The organism is Microcoleus sp. LEGE 07076, from assembly GCF_015207455.1.
Lineage (GTDB): Bacteria > Cyanobacteriota > Cyanobacteriia > Cyanobacteriales > Microcoleaceae > Microcoleus.
This window is the reverse complement of record NZ_JADEWV010000063.1, coordinates 1-19,748: the sequence shown is the minus strand read 5'-3', so window position 1 is coordinate 19,748 and position 19,748 is coordinate 1. Positions and strand designations below refer to the sequence as shown.

Genomic DNA, 19,748 nt, shown 5'->3' with positions numbered 1-19,748 from the left:
GACTGTTGACTGTTGCTTGAGGGCGGGCACTCACAGGCACCGCCCCTACTGAGTGTTGACTCCGGGTCGAAAAACTGAATGGTTGAGTGTTGGCTGTTGACTCAATTTTATGATTCCGATGCAACCGTCCACGATCTCAGGGGGTTTTCGCATTGAAGATTTGCGATTTTGGATTGCGACAATCCTCTGTTGCGGTTGAATTCGATCGCCACCATCTCTGTAAGTATTTATAACTAATTTTTTCCTACCCTCAACCCAAAACTTAATATCTAAAATTTAATCGATCTCCACCACAATTTTAAATATTTATGACTAATTTTTTCTCCTTCTCCAATCTAAAATCTCAAATCTAAAATCCAAAATCTCCTCGATCCCCAGCCTTTCCCCCTGCATCCTTCGCTGCTTTTGTTTGATAAGATATGTTACAAATATTATCTTAATGTAAAGTAAAATAAACAATACTTATGATGATTAAAAGAATATTAAAATTAAAGAGCGCCACTTTATTGATATATTTTTAACAGCCTGCGATCGGGCAAAAAAATTAAGCGAATACTAGGAAGCGAGATATGGCTTACGCGCAAACCCAAACTCAATCAAAGGCTGGGTATAAAGCCGGAGTTCAAGACTATAAACTAACGTATTACACGCCGGACTACACGCCGAAAGATACAGATATTTTGGCAGCATTCCGCGTCACACCGCAGCCGGGAGTTCCCCCAGAAGAAGCTGGAGCTGCTGTGGCCGCTGAATCTTCCACCGGTACATGGACAACAGTTTGGACTGACCTGCTGACCGACCTCGACCGCTACAAAGGTCGCTGCTACGACATCGAGCCAGTTCCCAACGAAGACAACCAATACATCTGCTTCATCGCCTATCCTTTGGATTTGTTTGAAGAAGGTTCCGTCACCAACCTGCTGACCTCTTTAGTCGGTAACGTGTTCGGTTTCAAAGCTCTGCGCGCCCTGCGGTTAGAAGACCTGCGGATTCCCATTGCTTACCTCAAAACCTTCCAAGGCCCCCCTCACGGTATCACCGTTGAGCGCGACAAACTCAACAAGTACGGCCGTCCTTTGCTCGGTTGTACAATTAAGCCCAAATTGGGTCTGTCTGCTAAGAACTACGGCCGTGCCGTTTACGAAGTTCTGCGCGGCGGTTTGGACTTCACCAAAGACGACGAAAACATCAACTCCCAACCATTCATGCGTTGGCGCGATCGCTTCCTGTTCGTTCAAGAAGCTATTGAAAAAGCTCAAGCAGAAACAGGCGAAGTCAAAGGTCACTACCTCAACGTCACCGCCCCCACCTGCGAAGAAATGATGGAACGGGCTGAATTCGCCAAAGAAATCAAAACCCCGATCATCATGCACGACTACCTCACCGGTGGTTTCACTGCAAACACCACCTTGGCCAAATGGTGCCGCCGCAACGGTGTACTATTGCACATTCACCGCGCCATGCACGCCGTGATCGATCGTCAAAAAAACCACGGTATCCACTTCCGCGTGCTTGCCAAGTGCTTGCGGATGTCCGGCGGCGACCACCTGCACTCCGGTACAGTTGTGGGTAAACTCGAAGGCGAAAAAGGCATCACCATGGGCTTCGTAGACCTGATGCGCGAAGACCACATCGAACAAGACCGCGCTCGCGGTATCTACTTCACCCAAGATTGGGCCTCCATGCCTGGTGTCATGCCAGTTGCATCCGGCGGTATCCACATCTGGCATATGCCAGCCTTGGTCGAAATCTTCGGCGACGACTCCTGCTTGCAGTTCGGCGGCGGCACCTTGGGCCACCCTTGGGGCAACGCACCCGGTGCAGCAGCTAACCGCGTTGCTTTGGAAGCTTGCGTCCAAGCACGTAACGAAGGCCGCAACTTGATGCGCGAAGGCGGAGACATCATTCGCGAAGCTTGCAAATGGAGCCCTGAATTGGCTGTTGCTTGCGAACTCTGGAAAGAAATCAAGTTTGAGTTCGAGGCAATGGATACCGTTTGATGATTTTGGGTGGGAGATTTTAGATTTAGGTCGCAAACTTGCTGGGAACTCTTTATCTTTGAAGAAGATTTACAAGTAAGTTTGCATCTAACATCTAAAATCCAAAATCTCAAATTTGAGGGAGCTGGGGTCAAAAATGGATCTCAAACAAGTTGCGAAAGACACCGCTAAGGTGCTGGCAAGTTACCTAACCTACCAATCCGTGAGGATTGTGGTCGCTCAGTTGAGCGAAACCAATCCGGCTCAAGCAATCTGGTTGAACGACTTTTCCACCAAGGGCAAAATCCAAGATGGAGAAGCTTACATTCAAGAATTGCTGAGGGAAAATCAAGATTTAGGATTTCGGATCATGACGGTGCGAGAATATCTGGCTCACGATGTGACAGAATTTTTGCCAGAAATGGTTTGTACTGGCATTCAACAGTCAAATATGGAACACAGACGCCAGCATTTAGAGCGAATTACACAACTTAATTGGTCTGTTTCTACCAGTCATCCTGAAACATCCTCAATAGATTCTGAACCGAATCTGGATAATTTGTCGAGTTAATCGCGATCGCACCAGTGCGAATCGAACACACACCTTAGAGATACAAAAAATGAAAACTTTACCCAAAGAGCGTCGTTACGAAACTCTGTCCTATTTACCCCCGCTGACAGACGCGCAAATTGCCAAGCAACTCCAGTACATCCTAGATCAAGGCTACATTCCCGGCGTAGAATTCAACGAAAGTTCTGCCGCTCAAATGCGCTACTGGACTTTGTGGAAGTTGCCTTTGTTTGGTGCTCGCAGCGTCCAAGAAATCATGAGTGAAATTCAAGCTTGTCGCCAAGAAAACCCGACTTGCTACATCCGCGTCATGGGTTTTGACAACGTGAAGCAGTGCCAAGTGCTCAGCTTCATCGTCCACAAGCCTAACACCAGAGGCTACTAAGCTTTAACAGCCCTATTTTTTTAGGGGAAAAGTTAGCTAAAAATTGAGGTAGGGAATTCTCCCCGCCTCATTTTTTTAGGGCGATGATGATTAGACTTATTAGATAAATCTTTTATTGATAGATATACCGTAGATGAAAGGCAGATAAACACATATCAACGCAGATAATTTCAAGAGAGTCTCCGAATCAAAGCAAGATGTATCTTTATCCTTCTTCCTTCATCCTTCTTCCCTCATCCTTCTTCCTTCATCCTTCTTCCTTCTTCCTTCTTCCTTCTTCCTTCATCTACAGCTTACAAATAGCTTTTAAAACTTGCAGCAACAAAATTGAAGGTTCGGGATCCATCAGGTTTAGCAAAGGCAATAGCTGATAGGTTGGGTTATGCCCCGCCTGAATATTCACGAACTGATAGTGCATTCCGTTTGTTGTCAACCCCCAGATTGTGTCTTGATATTTTAAATTTTGATAAGCATAGGTTAGCAATTGGGATAAACCCATCAATGCGTTGATTCCAGAATTTTTACTTTCAATCACCAAAACCCAAAAATATGTATCGCTTCTGATAGGTTTTATCCTGTTGACAGCCAAGATATCAAACCGTCCTTTAATGATAGTATCTTCATCTTCAATGCTAATTTCGGCGATATCTTGTTCTAAACTAATTTTAATCGGGCGGCGGTAGAAGCCAGCCAATCGCATTAGGGGAAAAGTAGTCAGAGCTTTTACCAGTCCTTCAGAAACTCGATCCGTGGAAATATAGTCATCGAAATCATCCCTAATTTGTATAAGTTCCTGCTGTTCGTGTTCTGTGATATCTTCAAGGGATAGCAGAGAGGTAAAGGAGTTATTGTACTGTTTTTGAAAGCCGAACAGACGGTGTACTTCTGCTAATGTTAGGTTTTTGGCGTTAATAATAGTTGTCGTCATATTTTAATAGTTATTTAAGTTTTAGTTATAATTGTAACATAGAGATTGTGGTGATCAACTTGCACAAGATAAGGAGGATACGGCACTGCCGTGTCCTGACTTTGGGTAATATCTAATCTATCTTCTCCATTACAATCCCATTAACTATTTCATAACCCCAATTAAAATGTCGATTTGCCAACTGCTGGGCCATGTCATATTCGCCCAAATTGCAGAGTTCAACTAACTTTTGATATCCCTCATTTCTTTCTCGCTGCAACCTTTCTCGCCGCAGTTGTTCCCTCTCTTCCTCCGAAGGATTTGGTCGCTCTTCTCCCAGGGGACTAATCTCGCTAATTCGTTTCATAATTGCTTAGCTTGTATGGTGCGTCAGTCTTGAGTTTAGTATAAAAAATCTAGTTTTTCCAACTGACGCACCCTACTAATTGCGCCGATTGCGTCCAATCTTTTTGCTAAAAAGGGATAGACTCTACAATTTCACCGTCTACTATTTCGTAGCCCCAGTCTGGATTCGCAGCGATTTGTTTTTCAATTATACTGCGACCGAGAGGAGTGTTGTAAGCTTTTTGCAAAGCAGAAATACTGGGAATTTCGTCGGCGGTTGGCGGCTCTTTTTGTTCTAGTTTTGGCGGTTCTGGCATCGGATCAGATGTCGATTGATTCAGGGCAAATTGTGGCGCGATCGCCCCTAATTTCCGCATCACGCTATCCTTGGTGATTTGCGGTTTTTCGTTGAAGGAAGACGGCAAATATGGTGTGTCAACCCCCTGCTGTTTTGCTTTGAGCGCATCATCCGCAAGCCGATCGCACTTTCGCAAAAAACCCTCCCACAAATCCTTCCCCAACACCGGATTTCTCAAGTCAGCACGAGCCTTAGAAACTGCGGCTTCCAGCGGTTCGCCCTTGTGGACGTAATACTGAATTCGCTCCTCTTCAAACGCCGGATAAGGCACTTCCGGTGCAATTTCCCAATCTCGCTTAACTTTCTGACTTTCTCCCAAAGGAATGCCGGCGATAAATTCGTCCCAAAAAGTCGAAGCTAAGCCTTTTGTGATGCTGTCAATAATCTTAAATGCCCATCCCGAAGGATTGCCAAATCCTAAGTTTCGTTCTTGAGCATAGGCTTCTAAAGCTCGCTGAAAGTTGTGCAGTTGTTCTTGGGAGTTCCAAGGCCCGCTAAATCGGTAATTCGGGGTGACAGCAACGGATATTTGCTGGCGGGGTTGACCGAAATATTTGTCAGTTTTAATACTAGAATTTGATGAGGAATTATCAGCAACTATGTCTACAGGATAATTCAAGCTTTTGGGGAGACTTTGTGTTATGATATCTTCAGGATTTGCTGTAAAGCAATTATTAAATTTTGACTCGAATTCGTCCATGTCAGCCCAGAGTTCCCAGGTGTATATGTGGTAATTAATTGACTTTGCTTTGAGGAGCGATCGACTTTTGAGTTGACTTATGGCTAATTCTTGTTCTTCGCAATTTAAACCAGTGACTGCTTCAATCTCATCGCAGTTAGTTGTTACCCATTCTGATTTTTTTAGTTGAGATTGCCATTGAAATAATTGGCACAGAAAAATACTTGCTGTGACACCGCCGGTAATCTTGGCTAATTTGGGATAGTAGATGGCGGGATTTCCGAGATTTCCTAAAAATATTCCTATTTTCATTTTGTAGATTCCTAATTCCCTTGAATTCTAGGGCGTGCGATGCAAGCCTTGACTCGCAATACTTGGGCGCGCCACAACCAGCTTACCCCGACCAAACTAGCATTGAGAAACTTAAGATTTTCTTTAAGCTTCTGTCTGTTCCAGACGGAATAAAGATTCTAGAGGAAAGACGGGGATCTTGTATTCGATCGCCTGATTGACAGAACAGAGTTAAACGCAATAATAAATTATTTAGTGTACAAATCCTCCCAAAATGAATCCAGAACGCCAAGAGGCTTATTTGAACTTGATCGAGCGAGTGCTGACTTGTCCCAACGGCCAAGAACCAGAGGTTTTGAGTTCCTGTTCCGATTTAATAGATGCGGGATTTGTGCAGATGCTAATCCAAATATCTGCTTCAATGGCCCGGGAAGGTGACGAAGATACTGCCAATTTTTTAGTGCAACTTGCTCGTTTGCTGGGGAAATCTTTGGGCTTGTCGCCAGATTTAGTGCCGGCTGGGTACAGCGCACAGGGATAGATAAAAGTACGCGCGGCCGATCGGAAGCAATAATCGCCTCGCTGTATCCTGTTTGAGGAAATCGGGGCGATTTTAACTGCATCAATGGCTTTACAGTTTATATTCCAGAGGCTCGCAAAACTCATTCACCCCAGTTTTAAATACATAAATAATCACGGAAGTTACCAAAATCTGCGGGCAAATTTTTGCGGCGACTAAATCTCTAAAAGCAGCATTCAATTGTCCGTTTGTCAACTCTTCTTTGACCTCAGATTTGCAGATAGCAACGCGGCATCTTTTTGCCAATCCGTCCAGCCACTTTTCCGAAATGTTCGGTTCTTGTCCGGCTTGAATTGCCAGAGATATTGCTGCATCTTCGATACTCCCCTCGCAATCTTCGATTTCGTCGAGGGCTTTTAGGGCTTCGGGATATTCGGCTAATTCGGAGCGAAATCTGGCAATTTCTTGGGAAGTAATAATCACCATATTATTTTGGTTGGTGCTTTGTTGGCGGGACAAGTTGAGGAGTTAGAGTTGATATTATAGCATTTTTTTGTTTTGGGTTGGGAGAATAACTCAAATATCTCCGATCTCTTAGTCGGCATCGGCGGACATTGTTTGACAAGACGCGGTTTCAACCGCCTGGTTCTCTGGTTTCAATCGCCTGGTTCTCTCTCAAATATCTCCGATCTCTTAGTCGGCATCCGGCGGACATTGTTTGACAAGACGCGGTTTCAACCGCCTGGTGTTCAAGGTGATAACAAATCCCTACAATTCCTGCTACAATAACAAAAATAAACCGCCTCACCATCTCACCAATGTTAGATAAAATCTGGCGATTCCTCAAAACTTCTCCCCAGGATTCTAATGCCCCATCGCCCCCGATGGGTGTTCCTTCAACTTTGACTGATGTTGAGAAAGGTGAGGGAGTAGAGGAAGTCGATAGAGAGGCTAAAGTGTGGTACAATAGAGGTAATGAGCAATATAATTTAGGGGATTTTGAAGATGCGATCGCCTTCTACGATAAAGCCTTATAATTGCAACCAAATAATGACGCACCCTGGTACAATCGGGGCAAGGCACTGCGTAATTTAAGAAGATTTAAAAAACCGATATTCTCCTACGACAAAGCCTTAGCAATCAAACCAGATTTACACGACGATTGGAACAACAGAGGCCTTGCACAGGATAATTTAGGAAGGTTTGAAGAAGCGATAAAGCCTTAGCAATCAAACCAGATTTACACGAAGCCTGGAACAATCTGGGCATTGCACTGGGTAATTTAGAAAGATTAGAAGCAGCGATAGCGTCCTTCGACAAAGCCTTAGAATTCAAACTAGATTATCAGAAAGCCTGGTACTGTAGGGGTCTTGCACTGCGTTATTTAGGAAGATTATAAGAATCGATATCCTTCTAGTACAAAAGATTAGAATGCAATTTTATACGGAGTTAAAAACAATGACAACCGTTACTTTAAACTTAGATACTGTCGAACTAACAGACGAACAGTTTTACCGTTTGTGTCAGAAGAATCGAGATTGGCAATTTGAAAGGACTGCTAAAGGAGAAATTATCATTATGTCACCAGTAGGCGGAGTCAGCGGCAATCGAGAAGCCGATTTAATTACAGATTTGGGCTTGTGGAACCGTCAAACGCAGCTAGGAAGAGTGTTTAGTTCTTCGACAATTTTTAGGCTGCCAAATAACGGAGACCGTTCTCCCGATGCGGCTTGGGTTAGCTTGGAAAGATGGTCGGCTTTGACAGATGAACAAAGGGAGAAGTTTCCGCCGATTTGTCCTGATTTTGTGATAGAATTGCGATCGCGGACAGATGCGCTGCGGCCGCTTCAGGAGAAAATGCAGGAATATATCAGCAGCGGTTTGCGCTTGGGTTGGCTGATTAATCCTCAAGACGAACAAGTGGAAATTTATCGCGCTGATTGCGAGGTGGAGATTGTACAGTTTCCGGTGAGTTTGTCGGGTGAAGATGTGTTGCGGGGATTTGTTTTGAATTTGCCGATGGTTTGAATAGCGATTGGAATCGGCGATTGAAATTAGGGCAACCACGGGGGGATTGCCCCTACGGAAGATTAAATTTTTACGGTTTCTAATGGGATTTTTTTCGGACAAATATCATCATCAAACCAACCAGTCAAAGCCACCGCCAAAGCATCCGCCGCATCGTCCGGTTTCGGAATATAACCCAACTCCAACTCTCGGGCTACAGCTTCTTGTACTTCCGATTTGTCAGCATTCCCGCGCCCAGTTAATGCTTTTTTGATTTGCGCTGGGGTAAACTCGAACAGCGGCACTCCACACTGCGCTAATACTAGCGTCAAAACGCCCCGCGCTTGGGCTACAAGGATGGTGTTTCCCATTTTGTAAAAGAACAGTTTTTCAGCAATTGCCAAATCTGGTTTTATTTGTTCAATTACCTCGTGCAAATCTTCGTAGATTGTTTTCAGGCGCTGTCCCATTTCTTGTTTGGGTGTTGTTTTAATCACGCCGCAATCAATCAAAGAGACAGTATTTTCGTCTTGTTTTCCGGGGACAACATGACAGGAAATTGCGCCGTAGCCGAGGCTTGCTAAGCCCGGATCTAATCCTAAAATTATCTTGTTCATTTATTATTAGGCTTAAAAACCTAATTTTAACCCCGCGTTATTAATTAGCCCCACCGAATGGAATTCGGGGCTACACAAACAAAGTCCGCCTTCGCGGACTAAGAGTTATTCTGATTTGAGGACGATTGTCCTGATTATCAACTGGTTTCTAGGCCGAATACCCGATCGAACACTTTGGTCACTTTATAACCCGAATCTATTGATTCTAGCGGATCTTTCCGCAATCGGTGGCGCAGACACAGAGTCATCACCTTGCGAATATCGTCCACAGTGACCTCTGTGCGGCATTCTAGGGCGGTGTAAGCTTTCGCGGCCCGATTTGTGACCAAGTCGCCCCGCAGTCCGTCTACGTCCAATTCAGCGCAAACCTGGGAGATTTTTACTCGCAAATCGCGATCGAGATTTACCGATTTCAGCCTTTCTTGGGCCTCCACCAACTTCTCCTGCATATCGTCTTGTTCGTGCTGATATTTCGACAGAAACTCCGCCGGATTTTGGTCAAAACTCGATCGCTGTTCGACAATTTCTACTCTTAAATTCGGGTCTTTGACAGTCCGAATTTCGGCGTGCATCCCAAATCTATCGAGCAACTGCGGCCGCAATTCTCCTTCTTCTGGGTTGCCAGAACCGATTAAAATAAACTTAGCTGGGTGGCGGATGGAAATACCTTCGCGTTCAACTGTGTTCCAACCGCTGGCGGCGGAGTCAAGCAAAACATCGACTAAATGATCGTCGAGCAAATTGACTTCATCGACGTAAAGAATGCCACGGTTGGCTTTAGCTAAAAGGCCGGGTTCAAAAGCTTTAACTCCTTCCGAGAGAGCTTTCTCAATGTCGATCGTACCGCAAACTCGGTCTTCGGTAGCGCCGAGTGGCAAGTCTACCATTTGTACTTTTTTGCGGGCGATTTTAATGTCTGTTTGAGCTAAAGTGCGTGAAGCGGAGCTATCCCATAGGGCATCGCGCACCTCATCGCTCATCAAATCCGGATCGGTGGGATGACTGTTAAAAGGATCGTCAGCTACCACCTCAATTTCCGGCAGCAAGTCAGCGAGGGCGCGGATTGTGGTAGATTTGCCAGTACCCCGATCGCCCATAATCATCACGCCGCCAATTTTCGGATCGATGACATTCAACAGCAGCGCCAGTTTCATCTCTTCCTGGCCGACAATCGCGGTGAAGGGAAACACAGGGCGGCGGGCTGCGGTAACTGTTGGTAGGACGCCCGCATTTACGGTATTGCTGACTTCGGCAGTAGGACTCACAATAAATTCTTTACTCTAATGACAGTCCTCTATTGTGACATACAGGCGGACAACAATCTATTCACTATTTCTGAGACCAAGAACGCGCCAACTCTAAAACCTGTTGCTGGCGTTCATCTGAAAAACGTTCAACCATCGCAGCTAATAGCTCAGATACAGACAGCCAACGTCTTTCTTTCGTCTTCCAAACAACTAAAAATTGCTCTGGCGATAGAGTACACAAAGCTATTGTTTCGCCATAGCGATCGCTAAATTCTACCTCATAAGTTCCATCACAATAACAATCAACAATTGCCCCTCTAATACCTGCTTGCAAATTTGTTTCCGGCAATTTCATATCAAATCCGGTAGCATCGGAATTACAAAATCGAGTCAGATCAAATCCGCGCTTCATCGTTCTGTATTCATCTCTCTCTCTTGTCTTCCTCTGTGTTCTCTGCGCTCTCTGTGGTTAAATCATTCCGATGCAACCGGAAACGATATCACTAATAATTCGACTGCATCAAATAATTCTGGCACGATCGCGCTTACCTCCGATCAACTTTCAATTTTACAGCCCCAGACGCACGGGCAGTCAGAAACCGGGTTTTTTCGACAATACCTCGCTACGACGCACAGACTCCAGCACAAACCCGGTTTCTTTGGTAGTGACGCACGAAAGAAAGGGCGAGCGGCTCCAAATATAAACTTATGTAACGATTTCCCGGATTTCGCATAAAACCCTCAACTTTCCCCAGATATATCTTTGAGGGCGTATTCAGCCAACTATGTTTCCGGGGTAGTTTGACTGAACTTAACTTTGGGCGTGAGCCCCCAAATATAAACTTATGTAACGATTTCCCGGATTTCGCATAAAACCCTCAACTTTCCCCAGATATATCTTTGAGGGCGAATTCAACCAACTATTTTTCAGGGGTACCAATGGCTGAACTTAACATCGGGGCATTGACTGACAGCAACAGCTACACAGGTAGCGTTGACACTACAAATATCTACGACCTTTACAAATTTAAGATTAACAGTCCGGGAAGCTTCAAATTTGCGATCGACGGTTTAAGCGGAAATGCCGACATCGTTTTATTAAACGATAGCGGCGAAACACTTTACAGTTCCACCAACGCGGGAACCGGTGCAGAAACAATTAGCGCTGACAGTTTAGTAGCGGGAGACTATACACTCAAAGTTTTGCAAGTCACCGGCGACATCAAATACACGCTGAATTTAGCACCAACTAACACTCAAAAATCATCCGAAGACACTCTCACCGGTGCAAAATCAGACGATCCACTTTCCTCAAACAGCGCCACAACTGCGGACAAACCGACTGCTGCTAATAAAGATGTCATTACAGGAGATGCTGCTGATGACAAGAATGTCACAGCGGAAGCAACATCAGAAACTCCCGAAAAACCAGTTTCCCCAACCTCCGAAACAGCTTTAACATCTGAACCAGAAAAACCTGCAACAGCTACTGAACCTGCGGTTGAAACAACCTCCGAAACTCCCGAAAAACCAGTTTCCCCAACCTCCGAAACAGCTTCAATATCCGCACCAAAAAAACCTGCAACAAATTCTGAACCTGCGGTTGAAACAACCTCCGAAACTCCCGAAAAACCAGTTTCCCCAACCTCCGAAACAGCTTTAACATCCGCACCAGAAAAACCTGCTGCCGCTACTGAACCTCCAACAGAAGCAACATCAGAAACTCCCGAAAAACCAGTTTCCCCAACCTCCGAAACAGCTTTAACCTCTGAACCAGAAAAACCTGCAACAGATTCTGAAACTGCGGTTGAAACAACATCAAAAACTCCCGAAAAATCAGTTACTGGTTCCCCAGATGCCAGCAAGCCAGAGGACGAAAAAAATACTGAAACCAACGGTGACGATACCAAAACAGACAATGAAAATACTTCAATTGCGACTGCTGAAACCACAAAAGAACTAGAAACGACTACCGAGAAAAAGTTAATCTCTCCCTTTACATCGGGGGTATTTACTACCGATGCAACTGGTCGGATTAGTGTAGACTACACCTTTGACGGTGGGTTTTTCCAAGGTGAGTTGGCTTTTTTCAGTTTGGACGATTTAGAGAAATTTGAAGCGGGTTCGGAAGCCTTCATCAAAGAAGTAGCTGCACGTTCTTTAAGTAACTCTGTGAAAGGTCATGTAGTGATTAATGATGCTACAGAAGGTGCACGTTTTGCTGGTGAGTTAGGAGAAGCTAATGCCAATGAAGGAGTCTACTTAGGAGTCAAGAGTTTTGCAGTTAATGCTGGGGGCAAATATGGAGTGATGTTGGTTCCCAACGGTAGTGTCAAGTCTGTGTTCGACAATCCGACTGCTGGCGGTGCCGGGCGTCCTTTGTTTTCTATGGCAATGGCGAATCCTGTGGAGGGATTTCACTTTGGTCAAATTGCCGATATGACGGGGGAAGGCAATACGTTTGTGATGGAGGATATGCGGTTAGATGGAGGGAGTGATAAAGATTATAATGATATCATTTTCCAAGTGCGGGGTGCGACGGCAAAAGCTGCTTTGTTGGATAGTGCGATCGATCCTGATAAAGAGTGGCGCGGTTCGGATTTAGGCAAGGCAATTATTGCTTATGCGAAACCTTACATTACCCCGGAACCAGAACCAAAACCGAATTTAGAAGGGGAAGTATCGGATGCAATTGATGAGTTAGAAAAGGAGATTTTGAATCCATCTCTTTCTGATAAAGAGAATCCGAGAGATACTCAACCAACTGCGGGTACTGAGAAAGATACTGAGGATTCCGGCAAGAATGAAATAATTTCGATGCCGCCAGGAAAAACAGAGGATAAAGCCAAAGATTCTGCAACTAATAGTGGCGAATCAACAAAAGTTGAAACAACTGAGAAAGTAGAAGCTAATCCGACAATTGCCACAACTGCTGACAAGGAAACTGCGGCAGATCCGACTGAGAAATCGCCAGTTGAAAAAACGCCTGTTTCGACTGAGGTAAGTGAGGTAGAAGACAAAGTTACTGAAGCGCCAGCGGCGACAACTTTGCCAGATACATCTACTGCTGATACGGAAGTTGCTGCAACGATACAAACTGATAAAGTAGAGACAAAACCGGAAGTTTTACCCGCGGAAATCAAGGTAGAAAAGGAATCGCAGCCGGAAGTTTTGCCAGCGGAAATTAAGGTAGAAAAGGAATCGCAGCCGGAAGTTTTGCCTGCGGAAATCAAGGTAGAAAAGGAATCACAGCCGGAAGTTTTGCCAGCGGAAATCAAGGTAAAAGAGGAATCGCAGCCGGAAGTTTTGCCAGCGGAAATCAAGGCGAAAGAGGAATCGCAGTCAGCGGTAGTAACTGAGGTAGAGAAAACTGAAACTACTAAAGTTGTTATAGTCACAAATCCTGTAGAGTTGGCGAAGGAAAGTCAGCCAACAGCGGCGATTGAGACTAAAGAGACTGCTGAAGTTAAGCCATCTTTGCCGGCGAAAGAGACCAATCTGGAAATGATGCCAGTGACGACTACTAACAAAGGTGAAGAGTTGCAGACGAAGGATATATTTTCTGAGACTGCGGCTGTTAGTGATGTGGTGATTCCCAAAGAGTCGTTGCCGACTTTGCCGATAGTTGAAGAATCAACTGAGGATGATTCCACTATTGCTGAAAATCCCCAGCCATTTGTTGATAGTTTTCCTGCTAGTTCTGAAGTAGATTATTCTCTTTCTGCCAATTTGATAGCGCGATTGGAAAGCATGAAACAAAGTTTGACTAACTTGGGAAGTGCCGACGATCCGGGTGGGAATAGCAGCAATGAGACTTTGATTGCGCGTTTGGAAAGCGTGGTTCAAAGGTTGATGAGTTTTAATGAATCAACGCCTGTTTCGGATAATACAGTGACTTTAGTTTCGCGGTTAGAAGAAACGGTCGATCGACTAATTCAACCGCCCATCCAGCCGCCGTTGCAGTCAATTGATGCGTCACAGTTTGATTTCCCTGCTGAAAATCAACCGATAATCGGAGTGATTGACACGGGATTTGCGGGCAACAATCCCGATATTGACTACTCGCGAATTACCTGGGGACAAGACAAAGTAGATGGCGATGCTGACCCCAGAATCGAGCCTGGGAAAGGTAACGAACACGGCACTCATGTTTTGGGAATTATTGCCGCCACTCAAAACAATGGTGTTGGGATTAACGGCGTTAATGAAAAAGCGCCAATTTGGGCAGGAAGGGCGATCGGTTCTGGGAAATGGGCAGATTCGCTAGTTGAATATGTTGATTTTGTCAAGACTTCTGGGAAAAAGAATGGAGTGATTAATTTGAGTATGGATCTGATTCAAATTAATTCCGACGAAAGCCTGAGAACTCGCTATGAATTTACACCGGCGGAAAGGGCTGCAATTGAGTATGCTCGCCAACATAATGTATTGCTTGCAGTAGCAGCAGGAAATGACGGCAGTGTCATGTCAGCTTTGGGTCAAGCTTCTCAAGAATTTGACAACATTATTACTGTCGGTGCGGCGGAACGGATTAATGATGAAATTGCACTTTCTAAGGCTTACGATCGCGCCGACTATTCCAGCTACGGTCAAGGTTTAGATATCTTAGCTCCTGGAGGAACTGTTGACTATCCCGAATTATCCACAGTTGGAGATGGAGTTGGCTTCATGGCAGGGACTTCGGTAGCGACGGCGAAGGTAACGGGTGCTGTTTCTCAAGTATGGGCTGCAAATCCTAGTTTGAACTATCGCCAAGTGATTCAAATTATCAAGGATACTGCCACTGATTTAAAGACTCCCAATTGGGATGGCGAGACGGGTGGTGGAGTGGTGAATTTAGAAGCTGCTGTCGCTTTGGCTCTAACTACAATACCGCAAGAGTACGACATATCAGCAATGTTAGTTCCTGATACTTGGATCGGTGAAGGGAAGGTAACGCCTAGCGAACGAGCTGCTGCTAGTCCCTTCTGGCCCACTGTCGAATCAGCCAACTTTTCTGCTTGGGTGATGGCAACAATTGGTGTAAATGTACGATCGGGCCCCGGGACTAATTTTACGAGACTAGGTGGCTATCCTTATCAAGCAACTATCCAATTTGACGGCTGGACTTATGGGGAGCGCATTCCTGACGAGCAATTAGGAACTCCTGATGAGCGTTGGTATCGGATTGCTGGTACAAATAACTGGATAGCAAGTGCAATTGTTAACGGGAATGCACCCGGATCTACTCCGCTGCCACCTGTTCAAGCGCCGCCACAACCTCTCCCCCCTGCCCTTTTACCCGGACAAGGAAAAGTGCCAGCTAATGCAGGCTCGTTTATAAAGACAGTAGTCAGCAATCAAGTAACCACTCACTACTACCAGAACGGATATTTGATGGTGCAGCCAAACGGGCAGCAAAGTTGGTACGCTTTGGGTTCGAGTGCGTTGCCATTGCTGCCAGTTCCGGTTCCAAAGCCCGTTATAGTATTGCCGTCGCCTCACGGCAGCAATGGGGAGTGGCAAGTGCAATTTTGGAATAACAAAAATCTTTCAGGCAATCCAACTTTTACTCGCGCCGAACCGCCGGGAGAATTGCGATTTTCTGCTGCGGGAGTTCCATCTGGGACTGTGGGAATTCCTGCTGACGGTTTTTCAGCCCGCTGGGAAACTACTAGCAATTTTGAAGGCGGTTTTTATAACTTCATCAGTGAGGCAGATGATGGAGTCAGAGTTTACATTGATGGTGTCAAAGTTGTTGACAATTGGAAAGAAAATCCTTCTCGCAACGATGCTTTTGTTGCCGTACCAAAAGGTCAACATAAAGTAGTTGTTGAATACTTTGAAAATGGTGGACTTGCAGTTAATAATCTCCGCTGGGTAGCGTCAAATCTTCTAAAAGATTGGACGGGTGAATTGCGCCCGGTAGGTTACGGTGGCGGAGCAGTTCACGGCACTTATGTCAATACTTACCAGCGCAACGGCGCAATTTCCAAACTCGGCTATCCAATTAATAACGTCCATGCTTGGGGCCAAGGTTATATTCAGGACTTTGAGGGAGGATCTGACGGCAAAGGCGGGATTATGAAGTCACACGCCAACGATAATTCTTACTGGGTTGGCAACGATTTCTGGACAACTCTTTTAGCAACGGGTGGTGCTGACGGTATTTTAAAACACCCGATTTCCGATCGCTACTTCACTAAGTCTGGCCAACGACAAAATTTCCAAGGCGGTGCCATTCTCAAGTCTAACAATGGCACATTTCCTATCTTTGGCGGCATGGCTGGGAAATATTTCGAGCTAGGCGCAGAAAACAGCTTTTTAGGATTCCCCACTAGCGGTGAAATAGGTCTGGGTGACGGTTGGATAATTCAGAATTTTGAAGGAGGTTACATTCTTTATAAGGAGGGAATGCCGACGATTGCTTACGATACTAAAGCAATAGAAAAATTGCCACCGGATAGCGGTCAAGGCAGCACTTCGGACTGGCACGGTCAGTATTGGAACAATAAGAATTTAGTTGGTTCTCCGCAGTGGTCACAATACGAACAAAAAGGTGAATTGCGGTTTGCCGCTGGTGAAGGAGCGCCGCCCAATACCAGAGGAATTAAAGAGGATAATTTCGGCGGGCGTTGGATTACCACTAGCTATTTTGACGGTGGCATCTACAACTTTATCAATCAAGCTGATGATGGAGTGCGGGTTTATGTTGACGGCAAACTGACTATTGACAAATGGAAAGATTCAGCCTCTGAAACAAAAACAGCTTTCACAGCTATTGAGCCTGGATACCATCAGGTCATGGTGGAGTATTTTGAGCATGGTGATGTGGCAGCTAATACGCTGAAGTGGGAACAAGCTAATCCTCCCAAAGAATGGGCTGGCGAGTTCTACCGAGGTAAGGATCTAAATGATAAAAACTTCGCTGGAAATCGCGGTGGTGGAACGAGTTTCTTAGATAAAGATTGGGGAAACAGCCATGAGGGGGGCGTTCCGATTGGAGATGATGATTTTTCAGATCGTTGGTCAACAACTCGCTATTTCGATTCAGCGGGAATTTACAAGTTTACCAGTCAAGCCGATGATGGTGTCCGGGTATGGGTGGATGATAAGTTGGTCATTGATAAGTGGCAAGAACAAGCATTTGCTAACAATGAAATGCTGGTGTCACTCGATAAAGGCTATCACAGAATTCGGGTGGAGCATTTTGAAAATGCTGGTGCTGCATCAAATAAACTGAGTTGGCAGAAGTTACAATTTTCGCCAATACCCGTTCCAGGTGTCATCGGTTTAGTTCAACAGGAACCTTGGGTTGCTGAGTATTTCAATAATCGAGATTTAGCCGGAGCACCTGCTGTAAATCGCACGGACGGTTCTACTACCGCAGGATTGAATTTAAACTGGGGTGAGGGTAGCCCTGACAGCCGAATTCAAAGAGATAATTTCTCATCGCGACTGACAACTCACCGGCAATTGCCTGCTGGCACTTATAAGTTTAAGTTGCAAGCTGATGACGGGGCGCGATTGTATATTAACGGTGAAAAGGTAATCGATCGCTGGAACAATGCGCCTTTTGACGGTCACGAAGTAGAAATTACTCTCCCGGCTGGACTGCATACGCTGCAAGTCGAACACTCGGAAGATGTCGCACCAGCTTATCTGAATTTAGATTGGGATTACTCTCCTAATAGCCTTAATTACCCGATCGATCCTGCTTTGCAAGCTACTTACAATGATTTAGCAAATAAGCTAGGTGCCAGCGCGATCGGAGTTCCGATCAATCAATTATTGCCCAACCCTTTGAGCAATAAGATTCAAGAATTTCGCGGTACTTTAGGGCGGGGAGCTTTGTTGAAAGAAGCTGGCAGTCCCACTGTCAGCTATGTATTCGGCAAGTTGTGGGAGGCTTACCAAGAAGCTGGCGGCCCGAATGCTTTGGGCTATCCTTTATCTTCTCAGAAAGATGTGGGTAATGGCGCTTATGAGCTTGAGTTGCCGAATGGAAAGTTGTTCTGGGCACCGGGAATGACGAATCCCACTTACTATGAATATTTCAACAAGAGTTTGACAATTCCTGCTGATAGTTGGCGCGGGGAATATTTCAATAACCGAGATTGGGCGGGCGCTCCTGCAGTAGTTCGAGGTGATAGTTCTTCAGCCGGCAATTTGGATAAATCTTGGGATTTGGGCAGTCCTGCACCTGGGGTGCAAGCTGATAATTTCTCGGTGCGCTGGACAACAAATCGACCGTTCGATCGAGGAACCTATCGCTTTGTTGGCAACCACGATGACGGTTTTCAAGTGGAAGTTAACGGTCAAGCACCCATTGACAAGATGATAGAAGTTGCAACGCGGACAACTGGCTACGGGACTTTTACTCAACCCGGTCAATATCCAGTGCAATTGAAATATCGGGAGTATGGTGGCGGTGCAACGGCTCAACTTCGCATGGAGAAAGCTTCTGATTTTGTTGTCGCTCTTGATGATAACAATAACCCGAGCGTAGAATTGCCTGATGCTTTTAACAAACATGGCGGCTACGATCGAGTTGGCGTACCGACTAATAACGTTCATTTGTGGGGTAATGGTGTTGTTCAAGATTTCGATGGCGGGGCGAATGGTTGGGGCCTCCTGATGCGGCGTCACAATACGACGGTGTTCTATTATGTTTCTGGCAAAATTTGGGAAGCTTACCGTAACACCGACAACGGTGCCCCCGGTTGGTTAGGTTATCCCACTAGCGATCCTTTTGAGGAAGGAGGAGTTACTCGTCAAAACTTTGAAGGAGGTTACATTACTGGCGATGGTCAAACAGCAACTGTTTATCGATATTCGAGTAACTCTAATGGTGAAAATTCATCTAAACCTAATCCCAATTACATTTACAAAGAGTCTGATTACTTGAATGCTTTGTACCAAGACAATGTTGGCAACATAGTTAGTTCTGAATACGACTGGCCCCACAAAAATCGTTACTCCATTGATTCCACAGATGGAGATGCAGATGGCAATTTGCATGCTTTAGTTGGCGGCGAAGTGATTGAAGCAAAAAATGGCAAAGAAGTTGCTTCTAAGTCTTGGGGATATAATGGAACGGTTGCTATTTACAACAAGGAGCTTGACAAAACATTCATTTACTGGCATCTTGCAGAAGGCTCAATTAATGAAAGTTGGAAGGGTAAAACAATAGCTGCAGGGGACCTAATAGGAAAACAGGGTAACACAGGTACAAGTTATGGCGCTCACACTCATGTAGAAGTTCATAATGGCCGAGCATACGTTGATATGTCTAATCCTTCTGCTCCTCAATCTCCGGCTAACAGTGGTCGGCTTTATATACCAAATGTGTTCCAAGATGCAGTAAGGAAAGGATTGGTTAAGTTGTATCAATAGTCTTGGTAGGGCTTAGTATGGTGGGCATTGCCTACCTTCTGATTACTATAATCTCCTGATTTTGACTCGCTTGCTTGATGAGCCAGATCGCCCTACCTCCACTATCCGAGAGGTCGATCGCTCTTTTTTCATAGAAAGGTCGATCGCCCTTAATTCCCATTTCTCAACTAAGGTCGATCGCTCTTTCCTCCTCTTTCTCAAGTGCGATCGCCCTTACCTCCTTTTTCACGCGCGAAGGTCGAGATCCCTTTTGGAATTTGTCAAAACGTGCGATCGCCTTTTTGGGGTTGTGAGTGCGATCGTGCTGTAGGATGAAAAAACTGCCAAAATGATATAATCTTACAATTCCCAAAATCTATATTTTAAAAATCAGCCATTGACACAATCCGATCGACCCACCGACGCAAAAACACCCTGCATCATTAACGATCGCAAGCTCGATTACTTATTCAATGTCAACATAAAGC

The 19,748-nt window shown here is 45.3% G+C and carries 17 protein-coding genes; 10 read left to right on the top strand and 7 right to left on the bottom strand.

Features of this window, described 5'->3' with window-relative positions; genetic code table 11:
- Positions 1–569 precede the first annotated feature (569 nt).
- The 3 genes from IQ270_RS12880 to IQ270_RS12870 all read left to right on the top strand — a co-directional run bounded on the left by IQ270_RS12880 (position 570) and on the right by IQ270_RS12870 (position 2,935).
- A complete protein-coding gene (locus IQ270_RS12880; protein WP_193973592.1) occupies positions 570–2,000 on the top strand; it encodes a form I ribulose bisphosphate carboxylase large subunit in 1,431 nt (476 codons plus the stop codon).
- Between the two features lie 136 nt (positions 2,001–2,136).
- Positions 2,137–2,550: a chaperonin family protein RbcX gene (locus tag IQ270_RS12875; RefSeq protein ID WP_193973591.1), complete on the top strand. Its 414-nt coding sequence runs from the start codon at positions 2,137–2,139 to the stop codon at positions 2,548–2,550.
- Positions 2,551–2,599: 49 nt separating this feature from the next.
- Positions 2,600–2,935, top strand: coding sequence for a ribulose bisphosphate carboxylase small subunit (locus IQ270_RS12870; protein WP_193973590.1), 336 nt, complete (start codon positions 2,600–2,602; stop codon positions 2,933–2,935).
- Between the two features lie 286 nt (positions 2,936–3,221).
- Here IQ270_RS12870 and IQ270_RS12865 read toward each other — a convergent pair whose 3' ends face one another.
- The 3 genes from IQ270_RS12865 to IQ270_RS12855 form a co-directional block, all read right to left on the bottom strand.
- On the bottom strand, positions 3,222–3,863 hold the full coding sequence (locus tag IQ270_RS12865) for a restriction endonuclease subunit R (RefSeq protein ID WP_193973589.1): 642 nt from the start codon (positions 3,861–3,863) through the stop codon (positions 3,222–3,224).
- 112 nt (positions 3,864–3,975) lie between these two features.
- Positions 3,976–4,209: a hypothetical protein gene (locus IQ270_RS12860; protein WP_193973588.1), complete on the bottom strand. Its 234-nt coding sequence runs from the start codon at positions 4,207–4,209 to the stop codon at positions 3,976–3,978.
- A 106-nt stretch (positions 4,210–4,315) separates the two neighbouring features.
- Positions 4,316–5,536, bottom strand: coding sequence for a hypothetical protein (locus IQ270_RS12855; protein ID WP_193973587.1), 1,221 nt, complete (start codon positions 5,534–5,536; stop codon positions 4,316–4,318).
- A gap of 253 nt (positions 5,537–5,789) precedes the next feature.
- Between IQ270_RS12855 and IQ270_RS12850 the strand changes: the two genes are divergently transcribed.
- On the top strand, positions 5,790–6,056 hold the full coding sequence (locus IQ270_RS12850) for a hypothetical protein (protein ID WP_193973586.1): 267 nt from the start codon (positions 5,790–5,792) through the stop codon (positions 6,054–6,056).
- Between the two features lie 90 nt (positions 6,057–6,146).
- Here IQ270_RS12850 and IQ270_RS12845 read toward each other — a convergent pair whose 3' ends face one another.
- Positions 6,147–6,521 (bottom strand): hypothetical protein, encoded by a 375-nt coding sequence (locus IQ270_RS12845; protein ID WP_193973585.1) that lies wholly within the window; start codon positions 6,519–6,521, stop codon positions 6,147–6,149.
- Between the two features lie 332 nt (positions 6,522–6,853).
- On the opposite strand from IQ270_RS12845, the gene IQ270_RS31020 reads away from it, so the two are divergent.
- From IQ270_RS31020 to IQ270_RS12835, 4 genes are read left to right on the top strand one after another with little or no spacing between them, the layout of a single operon-like run.
- Positions 6,854–7,072, top strand: coding sequence for a tetratricopeptide repeat protein (locus IQ270_RS31020; RefSeq protein WP_228056313.1), 219 nt, complete (start codon positions 6,854–6,856; stop codon positions 7,070–7,072).
- Positions 7,073–7,261, top strand: coding sequence for a tetratricopeptide repeat protein (locus IQ270_RS31015; RefSeq protein WP_228056312.1), 189 nt, complete (start codon positions 7,073–7,075; stop codon positions 7,259–7,261). It begins immediately after the preceding gene.
- 2 nt (positions 7,262–7,263) lie between these two features.
- Positions 7,264–7,434, top strand: a complete 171-nt coding sequence (locus IQ270_RS31010) for a tetratricopeptide repeat protein (protein WP_339384148.1) — start codon at positions 7,264–7,266, stop codon at positions 7,432–7,434.
- A gap of 59 nt (positions 7,435–7,493) precedes the next feature.
- Positions 7,494–8,063 carry a Uma2 family endonuclease gene (locus IQ270_RS12835; protein ID WP_193973584.1) on the top strand — a complete coding sequence of 190 codons (570 nt, stop codon included), beginning with the start codon at positions 7,494–7,496 and terminating at the stop codon, positions 8,061–8,063.
- A 62-nt stretch (positions 8,064–8,125) separates the two neighbouring features.
- Here the strand turns inward: IQ270_RS12835 and ruvC are convergent, their stop codons facing one another.
- The 3 genes from ruvC to IQ270_RS12820 all read right to left on the bottom strand — a co-directional run bounded on the left by ruvC (position 8,126) and on the right by IQ270_RS12820 (position 10,318).
- The gene (gene ruvC, locus IQ270_RS12830; RefSeq protein WP_193973583.1) at positions 8,126–8,659 is read right to left on the bottom strand and encodes a crossover junction endodeoxyribonuclease RuvC; all 534 of its coding nucleotides are present in this window, start codon (positions 8,657–8,659) and stop codon (positions 8,126–8,128) included.
- A 137-nt stretch (positions 8,660–8,796) separates the two neighbouring features.
- Positions 8,797–9,927, bottom strand: a complete 1,131-nt coding sequence (bchI, locus tag IQ270_RS12825) for a magnesium chelatase ATPase subunit I (RefSeq protein WP_339384147.1) — start codon at positions 9,925–9,927, stop codon at positions 8,797–8,799.
- A 61-nt stretch (positions 9,928–9,988) separates the two neighbouring features.
- Positions 9,989–10,318, bottom strand: a complete 330-nt coding sequence (locus IQ270_RS12820) for a DUF4926 domain-containing protein (protein WP_228056311.1) — start codon at positions 10,316–10,318, stop codon at positions 9,989–9,991.
- Between the two features lie 527 nt (positions 10,319–10,845).
- On the opposite strand from IQ270_RS12820, the gene IQ270_RS31005 reads away from it, so the two are divergent.
- Entirely contained in the window at positions 10,846–19,281 is an 8,436-nt protein-coding gene (locus IQ270_RS31005; protein ID WP_228056310.1) for a PA14 domain-containing protein, read from the top strand.
- Between the two features lie 61 nt (positions 19,282–19,342).
- Entirely contained in the window at positions 19,343–19,591 is a 249-nt protein-coding gene (locus IQ270_RS12785; protein ID WP_193973581.1) for a hypothetical protein, read from the top strand.
- Positions 19,592–19,748: the final 157 nt, after the last annotated feature.